13 protein-coding genes are annotated in these 13,650 nt (G+C 52.0%); 9 read left to right on the top strand and 4 right to left on the bottom strand.

What is annotated here, in order from left to right; genetic code table 11:
• Position 1 precedes the first annotated feature (1 nt).
• Positions 2–1,735, top strand: coding sequence for a stage II sporulation protein P (gene spoIIP / locus EDM52_RS10840; protein WP_122909011.1), 1,734 nt, complete (start codon positions 2–4; stop codon positions 1,733–1,735).
• 62 nt (positions 1,736–1,797) lie between these two features.
• Here spoIIP and EDM52_RS10845 read toward each other — a convergent pair whose 3' ends face one another.
• Positions 1,798–2,913, bottom strand: a complete 1,116-nt coding sequence (locus EDM52_RS10845; protein ID WP_122909012.1) for an aminopeptidase — start codon at positions 2,911–2,913, stop codon at positions 1,798–1,800.
• A gap of 108 nt (positions 2,914–3,021) precedes the next feature.
• Positions 3,022–4,221: an iron-containing alcohol dehydrogenase gene (locus EDM52_RS10850; protein WP_122909013.1), complete on the bottom strand. Its 1,200-nt coding sequence runs from the start codon at positions 4,219–4,221 to the stop codon at positions 3,022–3,024.
• A 277-nt stretch (positions 4,222–4,498) separates the two neighbouring features.
• On the opposite strand from EDM52_RS10850, the gene purC reads away from it, so the two are divergent.
• Genes purC through purN form a run of 7 tightly spaced genes read left to right on the top strand, consistent with a single transcriptional unit; the run spans position 4,499 to position 11,481 of the window.
• Positions 4,499–5,218 carry a phosphoribosylaminoimidazolesuccinocarboxamide synthase gene (gene purC / locus EDM52_RS10855; protein ID WP_122909014.1) on the top strand — a complete coding sequence of 240 codons (720 nt, stop codon included), beginning with the start codon at positions 4,499–4,501 and terminating at the stop codon, positions 5,216–5,218.
• Positions 5,211–5,459 carry a phosphoribosylformylglycinamidine synthase subunit PurS gene (purS, locus tag EDM52_RS10860; protein WP_122909015.1) on the top strand — a complete coding sequence of 83 codons (249 nt, stop codon included), beginning with the start codon at positions 5,211–5,213 and terminating at the stop codon, positions 5,457–5,459. The genes purC and purS overlap by 8 nt, the downstream gene beginning before the upstream one ends.
• Positions 5,460–5,462: 3 nt before the next feature.
• Complete coding sequence (gene purQ / locus EDM52_RS10865; RefSeq protein ID WP_122909016.1) at positions 5,463–6,155, top strand: phosphoribosylformylglycinamidine synthase subunit PurQ; 693 nt, start codon at positions 5,463–5,465, stop codon at positions 6,153–6,155.
• Positions 6,136–8,379 carry a phosphoribosylformylglycinamidine synthase subunit PurL gene (gene purL, locus EDM52_RS10870; protein WP_122909017.1) on the top strand — a complete coding sequence of 748 codons (2,244 nt, stop codon included), beginning with the start codon at positions 6,136–6,138 and terminating at the stop codon, positions 8,377–8,379. Before purQ ends, purL begins: the two co-directional genes overlap by 20 nt.
• Positions 8,364–9,782, top strand: a complete 1,419-nt coding sequence (gene purF, locus EDM52_RS10875) for an amidophosphoribosyltransferase (protein ID WP_122909018.1) — start codon at positions 8,364–8,366, stop codon at positions 9,780–9,782. Before purL ends, purF begins: the two co-directional genes overlap by 16 nt.
• A 47-nt stretch (positions 9,783–9,829) precedes the next feature.
• Positions 9,830–10,870: a phosphoribosylformylglycinamidine cyclo-ligase gene (gene purM / locus EDM52_RS10880; protein WP_122909019.1), complete on the top strand. Its 1,041-nt coding sequence runs from the start codon at positions 9,830–9,832 to the stop codon at positions 10,868–10,870.
• Positions 10,864–11,481 carry a phosphoribosylglycinamide formyltransferase gene (purN, locus tag EDM52_RS10885; protein ID WP_122909020.1) on the top strand — a complete coding sequence of 206 codons (618 nt, stop codon included), beginning with the start codon at positions 10,864–10,866 and terminating at the stop codon, positions 11,479–11,481. Before purM ends, purN begins: the two co-directional genes overlap by 7 nt.
• A gap of 58 nt (positions 11,482–11,539) precedes the next feature.
• Here purN and EDM52_RS10890 read toward each other — a convergent pair whose 3' ends face one another.
• Together EDM52_RS10890 and EDM52_RS10895 are read right to left on the bottom strand one after the other, a co-directional pair.
• A complete protein-coding gene (locus tag EDM52_RS10890; protein ID WP_338068301.1) occupies positions 11,540–12,019 on the bottom strand; it encodes a helix-hairpin-helix domain-containing protein in 480 nt (159 codons plus the stop codon).
• A 19-nt stretch (positions 12,020–12,038) separates the two neighbouring features.
• Positions 12,039–12,524, bottom strand: coding sequence for a DinB family protein (locus EDM52_RS10895; RefSeq protein ID WP_122909021.1), 486 nt, complete (start codon positions 12,522–12,524; stop codon positions 12,039–12,041).
• Positions 12,525–12,644: 120 nt separating this feature from the next.
• Here EDM52_RS10895 and EDM52_RS10900 point away from each other — a divergent pair, with 120 nt between their 5' ends.
• The gene (locus tag EDM52_RS10900; RefSeq protein WP_122909022.1) at positions 12,645–13,589 is read left to right on the top strand and encodes a helix-turn-helix transcriptional regulator; all 945 of its coding nucleotides are present in this window, start codon (positions 12,645–12,647) and stop codon (positions 13,587–13,589) included.
• Positions 13,590–13,650: the final 61 nt, after the last annotated feature.

Here is a 13,650-nt window from a genome sequence, read left to right on the forward strand (position 1 = left end):
GTTGCGGTTACGTATAAATACTTGGTTGATCGTGGTTTGTTTCCTGTTGTTGTTCATGCCGCCATCGTTTGCGCAAGCTGCTACCCACGTTGAGGTAGCGGTAGACCAATTAAATATTCGCAGTGCTCCCAACACAACATCCCAAATCATCGGAACTGTCGGCAAACCTACACGACTTCCGATCCTTACCCAGCAAAACGGCTGGTCACAAGTGAAGCTGACGAATGGGAAGACGGGCTGGGTCATCAATAAATATGTCAAGATGATTGAAGTTCCGCGGATCATCTATGTAAAAAGCACGGTAGACATGCTGAATGTACGGGCTGAGCCGAATGCAAATGCCCAAATATTGCAGATCATCGACCAAAACGGTGTCTATTTGCAATTGAAAAAACAAGAAAATTGGGTGCAAATCAAGCTGTCTGACCAAGTGAGCGGCTGGGTGAATGCACGTTATATGGTCGAAACAGCAGCGCCAGCACCCGCACCTGCTCCCACACCCACTCCTGCACCGGTGCAAACACAAACACCTCTGGACCCGATTGCTGTACCCACTATACCGGTAAATCCGCCGCCTCCTCTGCCCGCAGGGGATGGACAAGCTGTTGGTACCATTGTGCTGCAAGAAGGGCTTGAAATTTTCTCCCAGCCCGATTTTTTGAGCCATGTCATCGGCCAGCTGCAAGGCGGTGTAGTGATCAATCAATACGGATATGCAGACGGCTGGTACAAGATCAGCTTTAATGGAACCTATGCCTATATTTATAAGCCTATCATCCAGGAAGCTCCGGATCAGGGTCAGGTAATCGACACGCCTGTGGCCCCGGTCCCCGATACAGGAGTTGGTCAAGCAGAAGCGATGATACGCGTGAAAAATGCCGATACCAATCTGCGCAGTGGTCCCGGAACCGAGCATGCGGTTGTCGGTATCGCTCAACCTGGGCAAACCTACCCGATCGTACAAAACGCAGGAGACTGGTATATGATTCGGCTCCCGGATCAATCCACGGCCTATGTAGCGGGGTGGATCGTCGATCAGATCCTGCCAGCTGGAAGTCAGCCAGGCGGATACAATCATGGCATGGTCGGAAACGAGACCGTCTATATTTACCATACCCATAACCGCGAGTCATGGCGGAATGTTGCGAGCCAGACCCAGGGAAGCTCTGTGGACGATCCCGTCATCAACATTACGCTGGTCGGGAAGCGATTGGGTGAGCTGCTGCAGCAAAGAGGCATTCAGGCGATGGTGAATCAGGATGATTTTGCTAAGAAGCTGGCTGAGCAAAAGAAAAGCTTCGCAATGTCCTATACGGAATCGTACAAAGCGGTGGTGGCGGCAACCAACACAAGCCCGCATCTGAAGTATCTCTTTGATATTCATCGGGACAGTGATGAGCCACGCAGCAAGGTAGCCCATACCTTGAACGGAAAGACTTACGCGCGCGTCATGTTTGTGATCGGGACAGCCCATCCGACCTATCAGGAAAACAAGAAGCTGGCAGAAAGCCTGCACGCCAGACTGGAAGCTGCATACCCTGGCTTGTCGCGTGGCGTCATTCTGAAGGGCGCGAACGAAGGAAACGGTGTGTACAATCAATCCGTTCACGAGGGAAGCTTGCTCCTGGAATTTGGCGGTACGAACAATACGCTGGAAGAATGCTACAATACCGCAGAAGCATTTGCGGAAGTGTTGACCACGTATATTATGGAATCGCAAATCGTGTTTAAATAAATGCAAAAAGGCAGCCGCTGGGGTTCTCCCTGGGCTGCCTTTTGCATTTTCAGCGTTGTCCTTTACACCAGATTCTCCGGGTTCAAGCCTTCCAGCTCTGGCAAAACAAAGCGTCCGTCTTTACGAATCAGGACGTCATCGAACCAGATTTCTCCGCCGCCGTACTCAGGACGCTGGATTTGCACCAGATCCCAGTGAACCGAAGAGCGGTTGCCGTTGTCTGCTACGTTGTAGGCATTGCCTGGCGTGAAGTGGAAGCTGCCGGCGATCTTTTCATCGAACAAAATATCCAGCATCGGGTGCAGGATGTAAGGATTGAAGCCAATCGCGAACTCCCCTATGTAGCGCGAGCCTTCGTCTGTATCGAGGATATCGTTGAGCGCTTTGGTATTGGAGCTGGTCGCTTCGACGATTTTTCCTTCCTTGAATGTGAATTGCACATCGGTAAAGGAAGTGCCGTTATAGTTGGTTGCTGCGTTGTAGAAAATGGTTCCTTCTACAGAGTCACGTACCGGAGCGGTATACACTTCACCATCCGGGATGTTTCGTTTCCCGTCACATTTTACAGCGCCAATCCCTTTGATCGAGAATCGCAGATCCGTTTTCGGGCCGACGATGCGGACGCGGTCTGTGCGATCCATCAGTTCTTTGAGCGGCGTCATGGCTCTGGACATTTTGGCGTAGTCCAGATTGCAGACGGAGAAGTAGAAATCCTCGAAGCGCTCCAGGCTCATGTTGGACAGCTGTGCCATCGATTTGTTCGGATAACGCAGAACAACCCAGCGCTTGTTGGCTACGCGTTCATTCGTATGTACCTTTTGATACAGAACGCGGGCGTAGATACCCATCTTGTCTTCAGGCACATCAGCCAGCTCATTGATGTTTTCATAAGCGCGAATCGCGATGTAGGCATCCATGTCTTTCATCCGGTCGTATTCGTATTTTGCCATCAACGCCATATGCTCTTCGCTTGTTCCTTCATATAAAACGCGCAGTACTTCCTGGTCCTTCAGTGTAACAAGTGGGAGCGCTCCCACGGCAAAAGCTTCGCGGACGAGAGCTCGTACCATCTCAGGCTGAAGTCCTGTATTTTCGATGAGCAGCTTTTCTCCCTTTTGCAGGTTAAGCGAGTAACGAATAAGACGGCTCGCCAGTTCGTTGATCCGTGGATCCGCCATAGCTTGACAACCCCTTAAGTAAAAATTTTTTTACTAATCATATTATCGCACAAATCATCCAAAACATGCCATAGCCAGGTTAGCGAATCCTTTCCTTGCTGTCCATTTCTACAGGCAAGCCTCGTAGATAGAAACGATCTCTGCCGCATTCAGTTTGTGAGAGCTAGGCAAGTATCCCACACCTCGACCGCCGATTTGAACAGCTTCTTCAGCCATACGTGGAAGTGCATCGCGGGTCACGCCGAAATCGGACAGGCGCTCCGTGATTCCCATCCGTTCGTACCACTGCCGCACTGCTTCGATGGTTGCTCGCGCGCAAGCTTGATCGTCTGCGATATCGATGCCAAAGCAGTTTCGTCCCATGCGAGCGAGTCGCTCCGGCCGATCGGCCAAGATGATCTGCTCGAAATAAGGAAGAGAAAGAATGGCGAGTCCTCTGCCATGCGCCATGTCATAAATACCGCTCAATGGATGCTCGATGCCGTGCAGAGGCATGCTGGCACCACGGCCAGCGAGGGCAAACGGGCTAATCCCGAGTGTGCTGGCCCAAAGCAAGGTGGCACGCGCTTCCGCATGATCCGGCTGCTGGATGGCTTTCAGGGAATGCTCGACGACCAGACGGATCAAGCTTTCGGAAATGCCGTCCTGCACGTGGGTTCCACTGGCGCTGATCAGATAGCTCTCAAATATATGGGAGAAAATATCGGCACTCGCTTCGGCTGTAATGCGTGCTGGAACGGTAAAAGTAAGCTCCGGGTCGAGGATGGCGATTTTCGGGAAGAGGGCAGGACCGTTGAAGGAAGATTTCTCGTGTGTCTCCCAATGCGTCAACACGCTGATGGCGTTGGCTTCGGACCCGGTAGCGGCGACGGTCGGAACGGTTATTAGCGGGAGAGCGCTTTGGACAGGGACCAGCTCCTTGGCGGTACCGAGCGGATTGCCGCGCATGTAATCGTAGATCGGCCGCCCCGAAAGTGCGGCTGCAGCAATGGCTTTGGAAGCATCCATGACCGAACCGCCGCCAACGGCCAGCACAAAATCACAACCATGCTCACGTGCAAGGGCTGCTCCGGCATCTACGGTAGTCGTACGTGGATTTGGTTCAATTTTATCAAAAAGAATAGCCTCGATATTCGCCGCTTCCAATAGAGCCTGAACACGGGCCAAAAGACCAGTCCGCTTGGCTGCGTTTCCCCCGGTAACGAGCAGGGGCTTGCAGCCTAGGGTTTTCGCTCTCTCGCCCAATTGATTGATTTCCCCAATGCCAAAAAAGATTTGCGTCGGAAAAGAGACCTCAAACGACAACATCTGGATTCCTTCTTTCACTGTAGGTTATACAACGTTAGTTTATCACAAATAGTAGAAAGGAGCGGAAATCAGAGAAGTTCATTGTAGGACGAAAGTGGCATCGATCCCGAATGTTTAAGCAAATGTTAAGATGAATTACATATAATTCCCGAACATTTGTCGAAGTTCGTTAACGGAGTTTTCGTTGATAAATGCGTATGATTATGTTTTAATGTATTTGAATCGTTCGTAAATTAATCACAACTCAACCTTTTTACTTGGGAAGGTGGCTCCTGCGGTGGAAAAACAAGAACAACTATACGAAGGTAAGGCGAAGCGTATTTATCGGACTTCTGTATCTGATCAATACTGGGTGGAGTACAAAGACGACGCCACAGCATTTAACGGAGAAAAACGGGCTCAAATCACCGGAAAAGGTGAGCTGAACAATCGGATTACTGCCATCTTTTTCACGATGCTCAAAGAGCGCGGCATTGACAACCATTTTATCCGCCTGTTGTCAGCGACAGAACAAGTTGTACGTAAAGTAGAGATCATTCCATTAGAGGTTGTTGTCCGCAACATCGCCGCAGGTTCCTTGGCGAAGCGATTGGGAATGGCAGAAGGCACCGTCTTGCCGCAACCGGTTGTTGAGTTCTACTACAAGGATGACGCCTTGGGCGATCCGCTGGTCAATGCTTCCCACATCAAGGTGCTGGGCATTGCGAGTGAAGAGGATCAGGCGACACTCGAACGCATGGGTCTTGAAGTCAATGAAGTGCTTCGTCCCTACTTGCGCGAACGAAATATTACCCTGGTCGATTTTAAATTGGAATTTGGAAGAACGCCGGAGGGAGACATTCTCCTCGCCGATGAAATATCACCGGATACATGCCGGTTCTGGGATTCTGTAACGAATGAAAAGCTGGATAAAGACCGCTTCCGCAGAGATTTGGGCAATGTAGAGGAAGCGTACCAAGAAATGCTGAAACGATTGGGAGGAGATGTACATGTTTAAAGCAGTCGTATACGTAACCTTGCGCGAGAGCGTTTTGGATCCACAGGGACATGCGGTAAAAGGAGCGTTGAACACGCTTGGTTTCGATGAAGTGAAAAACGTGCGCATCGGGAAGTACATGGAGCTGGAATTGGGAACCAATGACCGTGCTCAGGCAGAAGAGCGCGTTCGTGAAATGTGTGAAAAGCTTTTGGCCAATACGGTGGTTGAAGACTATCGCTTTGAGATCGTGGAGGGCTGAGTCATGCGAGTAGCCGTTATTGTTTTTCCCGGCTCCAACGCCGACATTGATTTGTATAATGCGGTTGAAGATGTCATGAGTGTGCCGGTAGATTATGTGTGGCACTCGGATACGGATCTTTCCGCCTATGACGTGATTTTATTGCCGGGCGGTTTCTCCTATGGAGATTACCTGCGCTGTGGTGCAGTTGCCCAATTTTCTCCTGTCATGGAGCAAGTGGTGAAGGCGGCAGAGGAAGGCAAGCTGGTCATGGGGATCTGTAATGGTTTCCAAATCCTCACAGAGTCCGGTCTGCTGCCTGGAGTTCTGCTGCGCAACCGTTCGCTCAAATTCCGCTGCAAGCTGTCTGCCTTGCGCGTAGAGAACAACGATACAGCTTTCACAAGTGATTATGCACAGGGAGAAGAGATTCACATCCCGATCGCGCACGGTGAAGGAAACTACTACTGTGATGAAGAGACGTTAGCCAAGCTGAAAGCGAACAACCAGATCGTGTTCCGCTATCACGGGGAAAATCCGAATGGCTCACTGGAAGATATCGCCGGGATTGTCAACGAAAAAGGCAACGTGCTGGGCATGATGCCTCACCCGGAGCGCGCCGTTCATACCTGGATGACATCCGATGACGGTCGCCGCATGTTTACTTCGATCCTGAAGACTTGGAGGGAACGGAACAGTGTCACAACTCACGCATAAAGAACCGACAGCTGAACAAATTGCCGAGCAAAAGCTATATCGTGAAATGGGTCTGACTGACGACGAGTATCAGCGCGTAGTCGACATCATCGGCCGCAAGCCAAACTGGACAGAGACAGGTCTGTACAGCGTTATGTGGTCGGAGCACTGCTCCTATAAAAACTCCAAGCCTGTCCTGCGCCGCTTCCCGACAAAGGGACCACGCGTCTTGCAGGGTCCTGGTGAGGGTGCGGGGATTGTAGACATTGGCGATAACCAAGCCGTCGTCTTTAAAATCGAAAGCCACAACCATCCATCTGCGATTGAACCTTACCAAGGTGCGGCTACGGGTGTCGGCGGCATCATTCGCGACGTGTTCTCGATGGGTGCGCGTCCGATCGCTGTATTGAACTCGCTTCGTTTCGGGGAGTTGACCAACCCTCGTGTGAAATACTTGTTTGAGCATGTGGTAGAAGGCATCGCAGGCTACGGCAACTGCATCGGGATTCCGACAGTAGGCGGAGAAGTCAATTTCGACCCGACCTATGAAGGCAATCCTTTGGTAAACGCGATGTGTGTGGGCCTGATCGACCACGATAAAATTCAAAAAGGTGTCGCCTCCGGTATCGGAAATCCGGTGATTTACGTAGGTTCCAGCACAGGACGTGACGGGATTCACGGCGCTACCTTTGCCTCCGAAGAGCTGAATGAAGAATCCGAGAAAAAACGTCCTGCGGTACAAGTGGGCGATCCGTTCATGGAAAAGCTGCTTTTAGAAGCGTGCCTGGAGCTGATCGACACCGGTATCGTCGTAGGGATTCAGGACATGGGAGCAGCAGGCTTGACCAGCTCCAGCTCCGAGATGGCATCCAAAGCGGGAAACGGGATCGAGATGAATCTCGACCTGGTGCCGCAGCGTGAAGCGGGCATGTCTGCTTATGAAATGATGCTCTCCGAATCCCAAGAGCGTATGCTCGTTGTAGTAGAGAGCGGCAAAGAGGCAGAAGCGATCGCGATTTTTGACAAATGGGGCTTGGCTTCTGCGGTCGTGGGTAAAGTAACAGATGACAGCATGCTCCGCCTGCTCCATCAAGGGGAAGTCGTAGCGGAAGTGCCTGTAGACAGCCTGGCCGAGGAAGCGCCTGTCTATCACCGTCCGTCTGCTGTTCCTGCTTACTATGAAGCAAACGCGCAGGTTGATGTTGTAGGCGCAATCTCCGAGCCTTCTGACCTGAACGAAACGCTGAAAAACGTGTTGGCTCAGCCAACAGTTGCCAACAAAGCGTGGGTGTATGAGCAGTACGACCACATCGTACGCGCGAATACCGCGGTAAAGCCTGGCTCTGACGCAGCTGTTGTCATGGTGCGCGGTACACGCAAGGCTTTGGCGATGAGCACGGATTGCAACGGACGCTACGTCTACCTCGATCCGAAAGTGGGCGGCGCGATTGCCGTAGCCGAGTCTGCGCGCAACGTTGTGTGCTCCGGCGCTGAGCCGTTGGCGATCACAGACTGCCTCAACTTCGGCAGCCCGGAAAAGCCTGAGGTGTTCTGGCAGTTCGAGAAAGCGTGCGAGGGCATGAGTGAAGCCTGCATAGCTTTGGATTCTCCGGTTATCGGCGGAAACGTTTCTTTTTACAATGAACGCAGCGGTGACGCTATCTACCCGACCCCTACTGTCGGCATGGTAGGCTTGATCACCGATGTAGACCATATTACAACGCAAGATTTCAAGCACGAAGGCGATGCCATCATTTTGCTGGGCGAAACCTTTGCCGAACTGGGCGGCAGCGAGTATCAAAAGCTCGCAACCGGCTCCATCTCCGGCCGTCCTCCGCAAATCGATCTGAACAAGGAAGCGGCTGTACAAAAACTGGTTCTGGCTGCCATCCGCAAAGGGCTGGTCAAATCCGCCCACGACCTGTCAGAGGGCGGTCTGGGTGTAGCTTTGGCGGAATCCTGCTTCGGCAAGGAATTCGGGGCAGAAGTGGCGCTCGAATCTGTGTTGCGTCCTGATGTATTGCTCTTTAGCGAATCGCAATCCCGCATTCTGCTCAGCACGGCGCAAGAGCAGGCAGATGCGGTATTGGCTCTGGCAGCAGAGCTCGGCGTACCAGCGCAAGTGATCGGCAAAACCGGAGGCAGCAGCCTCGTGGTAAAAGTGAACGGAGCAGAAGCGATCAACGCTTCGATTCAAGAGGTGAAGGCAGCCTGGAAGGATGCGATTCCATGTTTGATAAGCTGATCTGGGACAAACTGAATGAAGAATGCGGCGTCTTTGGCATCTACAACCACAATGAAGCGTCTCAATTGACTTATCTGGGTTTGCACGCCCTCCAGCATCGCGGACAGGAGAGCGCAGGAATCTGCGCCTCCGACGGCGAGAAGTGGTATAAGCATCGTGGTATGGGCTTGGTATCGGAGGCATTTGGCAAAGGGGATCTGGAAAAATTCCGCGGCCACATCGCCATCGGTCACACTCGCTATACAACGGCTGGATCGAGCAAGATCGAAAATGCTCAGCCACTGTTTTTCCGCTACGCACAAGGCAGCATGGCAGTCGCGCACAACGGCAATCTGGTCAATGCAGCGGTTTTGAGAAAAGAGCTGGAGGCTAAAGGCTCCATTTTCCAAACGACCAGCGATACAGAAGTCATTGCCCACTTGATCGCGCGCTCTGAAAGCAGTGATTTGCCTGGAGCGGTGAAGGATGCCCTCCAGCATATCAAAGGTGCTTATGCGCTTATCGTCATGAACAATCATCAGCTCGTCATTGCGCTCGATCCCAACGGGCTGCGCCCGCTTTCCCTGGGCCGCTTGGGGGATGCCGTCTGTGTGGCGTCCGAGACCTGCGCCTTTGACATCATCGGAGCTGAGTACTGGCGCGATGTGCAGCCTGGTGAATTGATCGTGATCGATGAAAACGGCATTACTGAAACCAGCTTTACCGAGAAAACGCAACGTTCGCTCTGCATCTTTGAATATATTTACTTCGCTCGTCCGGACAGCGACATTGACGGAATCAATGTGCACATGTCGCGTAAACGTCTGGGCAAGCAGCTTGCGCAGGAATCTCCGATCGAAGCCGATGTCGTCATTGGGGTGCCAGATTCCAGTATCTCTGCTGCGATCGGGTATGCGGAAGCTACCGGAATCCCGTATGAAATTGGCTTGATCAAAAATCGCTATGTGGGACGCACCTTCATCCAGCCAAGTCAGGAAATGCGTGAACGCGCTGTATATCTGAAGCTCTCCGCGGTGCGCAAGGTGGTGGAAGGCAAGCGGGTGGTCATGATCGATGACTCCATCGTTCGCGGTACGACCAGCAATCGCATCGTTCGCATGCTGCGCGAAGCAGGGGCGAAGGAAGTACATGTACAGATCAGCTCTCCGCCCGTGATGAATCCTTGTTTTTACGGAATCGATACCTCCAGTCGCGAAGAACTGATCGCAGCCACCAAATCGGTAGAAGAAATTCGCCAAGCTATCGAAGCTGACAGTCTGTACTTCTTGTCGGTTGAAGGAATGATCCAAGCGATTGGACGTCAGGATACAGCTCCTAACAACGGACATTGCCTCGCTTGCTTTACAGGACAATATCCGACTGAGATCAATTTTGAAGAGGCGCTGCCTGCGATGAAATGCTAAGCAGTGGTTCTGCTTGAGAAAGAAACCACCTCTTAGGGGGAGAAACGATGAGTGAAGCATATAAACAGGCAGGGGTAGACATCGACGCGGGGAATGAAGCGGTTGAACGGATGAAAAAGCACGTGAAGCGCACGTTCCGTCCCGAAGTGATGACGGATTTGGGCGGCTTCGGCGCTCTCTTTCGCCTGGATACGAAGAAGTATGAAAAGCCGGTGCTGGTTTCCGGCACGGATGGAGTCGGCACCAAGCTGAAACTCGCCTTTGCAATGGATAAGCACGACACGATCGGGATCGACGCTGTCGCCATGTGTGTCAATGACGTCGTCGTGCAGGGAGCAGAACCACTCTTTTTCCTGGACTATCTGGCTGTCGATAAAGTCATTCCGGAAAAAATTGAAGCCATTGTCAAAGGAATCTCCGATGGCTGCTCCCAGGCAGGCTGCTCCTTGATCGGTGGGGAAACAGCTGAGATGCCAGGTATGTACGCAGAAGGCGAATACGATATCGCAGGCTTTACTGTCGGTGTGGTAGACGAAGACAAGATGATTACCGGCTCTACGGTTGCAGCTGGCGACGTCTTGATCGGTCTTGCATCCAGTGGTGTGCACAGCAACGGTTTTTCATTGGTTCGCAAAGTCCTGCTCGCAGATAAAGGCATGTCTTTGCACGATCACGTAGAGGTACTGGGCAAAAAGCTCGGAGAAGAGCTGTTGACGCCAACGCGCATCTACGTGAAGCAGGTCCTGTCGGTTCTGGAAAAGCATGAAGTCAAGGCATTGGCCCATATCACAGGCGGTGGTTTTACCGAAAACATTCCGCGTGTTCTGCCTGAAGGCACACAAGCGGTGATAGAAGTCGGTTCATGGCCAGTCCTGCCGATCTTCCAGCTGGTTCAGGAAGCGGGCAGCATTTCGTATCCGGACATGTACAAAACCTTCAATATGGGGATCGGGATGATGCTCGTAGTCAAGCCAGAGGATGCAGATTCCGTGATTGAGGAATTGAAGCAGCTGGGTGAAGAGCCGTATCGGATTGGCAGCATTCAGGAGGGTGAACGCAAGGTCGTATACAACGGGGTGGAATGGTGAGAAAGCTAGCCATTTTCGCCTCAGGAAGCGGCTCCAACTTTGAAGCGATTGTCCAGGCTGTACAGCAGGGGCAGCTGCAAGGTGTGGAAGTAACGCTTTTGGTCTGCGACAAACCCGGTGCAAAGGTATTGGAGCGTGCAGAGCGACTCGGTATCGAGGCTTTTGTGTTCGACCCCAAGGCATATGCAGGCAAAGCCGCTTTTGAAGCTGAGATCGTTGCAGAGCTGCAAAAGCGCGGAGTTTCACTGGTCGTTCTGGCGGGCTACATGCGCTTGGTCGGAGAGACGTTGCTTCATGCTTACGAAGGGCGTATCATCAATCTGCACCCGTCTCTTTTGCCAGCCTTCACAGGCAAGGACGCCATTGGTCAGGCGCTGGCTTACGGAGTGAAGGTGACGGGCGTTACGGTTCACTTCGTGGATGCAGGGCTCGATACCGGACCGATTATCGCCCAGCTCCCGGTAGTCGTAGAGGAGAATGACACGGAGCAAACACTGGCTGGGCGCATTCATCAGGTTGAGCACGGTCTGCTGGTAGAGGTGATCGGCTTGCTGGCAGCAGATCGCGTAAAGCTGGACGGACGACAGGTTCGCGTATTACCTGAATCATGATTCTATAAATAGAGGGCAGTCCCAAGGTGTAAGCTTACACGCTGGGGACTGCCCTCTTCTATATCATTTCCTTTTTGCCCTCGTACCAGGGGATGGATGGTCTGGTAGCGGGGTAGCCATGTGCTTCGCGATAGCTCTTTCGTTCTGACGTAAAATCAAACCAGCTTTTCTCGCTTTCCGGGTGATTGGCGTGGTGGACGATACAGCGGAAGCAGTCCTCCAGACAGGGATCATTCCAGTAGCCTGTCAATGCTTCATAGCGGTTGATCAAATCGGCTCCATCCTCATTTTTGATTTCCGCAAGTGAATAGTAGCCGAGTGAGACCACTCCTTGTGCAACCTTTGGCCCGATCGAGGGGATGGTCTGAAACTCAGCCAGCGCACGAAGGTATCGGGCACGTACCGCAGACACCTGTAGCGCTTGCTCGATACGATGCACATCCTGCGTGGCAAATTCTTTTAAGGTGAGCCTGGCTGAGCGCATATTCTTCCGTTCCTCGGGCGTCAGAGGCAGCTTGGGTGCAGTCCTTTGCAACACGGTTCTCACTCCTGTCGGCTTAATACAAGTCAAACATATTGACGTCGTACCCTTTTGTTTTCAAGTAAGTAAACAGCTGCGCACGGTGGTGCTGAGCATGGGTGACGATTTCGATCAGCCATTTGGCCTGTTCAGTGCCATGCGGCAAGTAAAACGGAGTTGTTTTCTTGTAGAGGAAATCCTCGTCTGATAATGCTTCCATATACGCCTTGAGCTCGTCCAAATCCTGCGTCATCCGGTTGATCAACGATTCTGGGTCGCGATCACGGGCAAACACGTCCTCCAGACTGCGCACTTCATCCTGACTTTTTTCTTGCAGGATAAGCAGGTCTACCGCCGGGATCGCGACGAGATGCTGTACCAATTCCAGCAAGCAGCGCATGTTTTCGCGAGGCCGGTACGTCCAGTCCTCAGCCGAAATTTTGCGAATCAGGCCAGCAGTGGTGTTGGTGATAAGCGCAAGCTCCTCGAACAGGTATTTCTTCATTTCCTTGGCTACGTCCATGTTTGATCGCTCCATTCAGGTTTCATTAACTGCTCTGTCTGCATTCTAGCGTATAATAGTGACAAGAATTGTCATGGTTATCAAAGAAATTGGCTTGCTGCCAAGATGAGGGGTTCACTCATGTCCAAATCCAAGCGACTGATGGAGTTAATGATGACCGTCAATCGGATGCGCAAATTCACCGTCGGGGAGCTTGCCACCCAATTTGGCGTATCATCCAGAACGATATTGCGCGATTTGCAGGAATTAAGCGAGCTTGGAGTCCCGTTGTACTCCGAGGTAGGCCCACATGGCGGGTATCAGGTGATCAAAGAAAGAGTTTTGCCGCCGATTGCCTTCTCGGAAGAAGAAGCAGTCGCCATGTTTTTTGCCAGCCACTCGTTGCGCCACTATCCATTGTTGCCCTTTGAGACCGAATCCAGCTCGGCGTTGAACAAATTTTACTACTACATGCCGGGAGATGTTCGAGACCGCATCGATCAGATGAAGAATCGGGTCGATTTTTTCACACCTACTCGCCAGAAAGAATCGCCCTATCTGTCTGTTCTTCTCCAGGGCGCTATCGAACAAAAGGTCATTCACATCCAGTATGATTCCCGGGAAGGGGATTCCTGCCGATTGATCCAGCCGGTCGGGATATACGCCAACAACGGCTTCTGGTACTGTCCTGCCTACTGCTTTTTGCGTGAAGATTTTCGACTGTTTCGCTGTGACCGCATGCTTGCAGCGCAGATCGATGAATCTGCAGAGCCGTTGGACCACCGGCATGTTCACTTGGGGAATTGGGAAACGTTTAGCAAAAGGCAAAGAGTGGATGTTCGGTTTTACGTTGAGCTGACGAAGGTCGGCATGCAGCGCTGCGAGGCAGAATTGTGTCCAATCCCGAACCTGGTCGTATGTCCGGATGGCAGCGGTTATCTGGACAGCCTTATACCACAAAGCGAAATTCCGTTCTTTGCTTCCTTTTTTCTCGGTCTGGGAACGGATGCAATCGTCAAGGAACCGCAAGAGCTGGTTGATCAAATGAAGCAAATGCTTGCCCGCATACAGTCTATCTACGGATAGACTGTTTTCATGAGGAAATGGGTAAGTGTAAAGAAAACCAAACTGGACCCTCTGACATACA

The sequence above is a fragment of the Brevibacillus invocatus genome (genome assembly GCF_003710915.1).
GTDB classification, from domain to species: Bacteria; Bacillota; Bacilli; order Brevibacillales; family Brevibacillaceae; genus Brevibacillus; species Brevibacillus invocatus.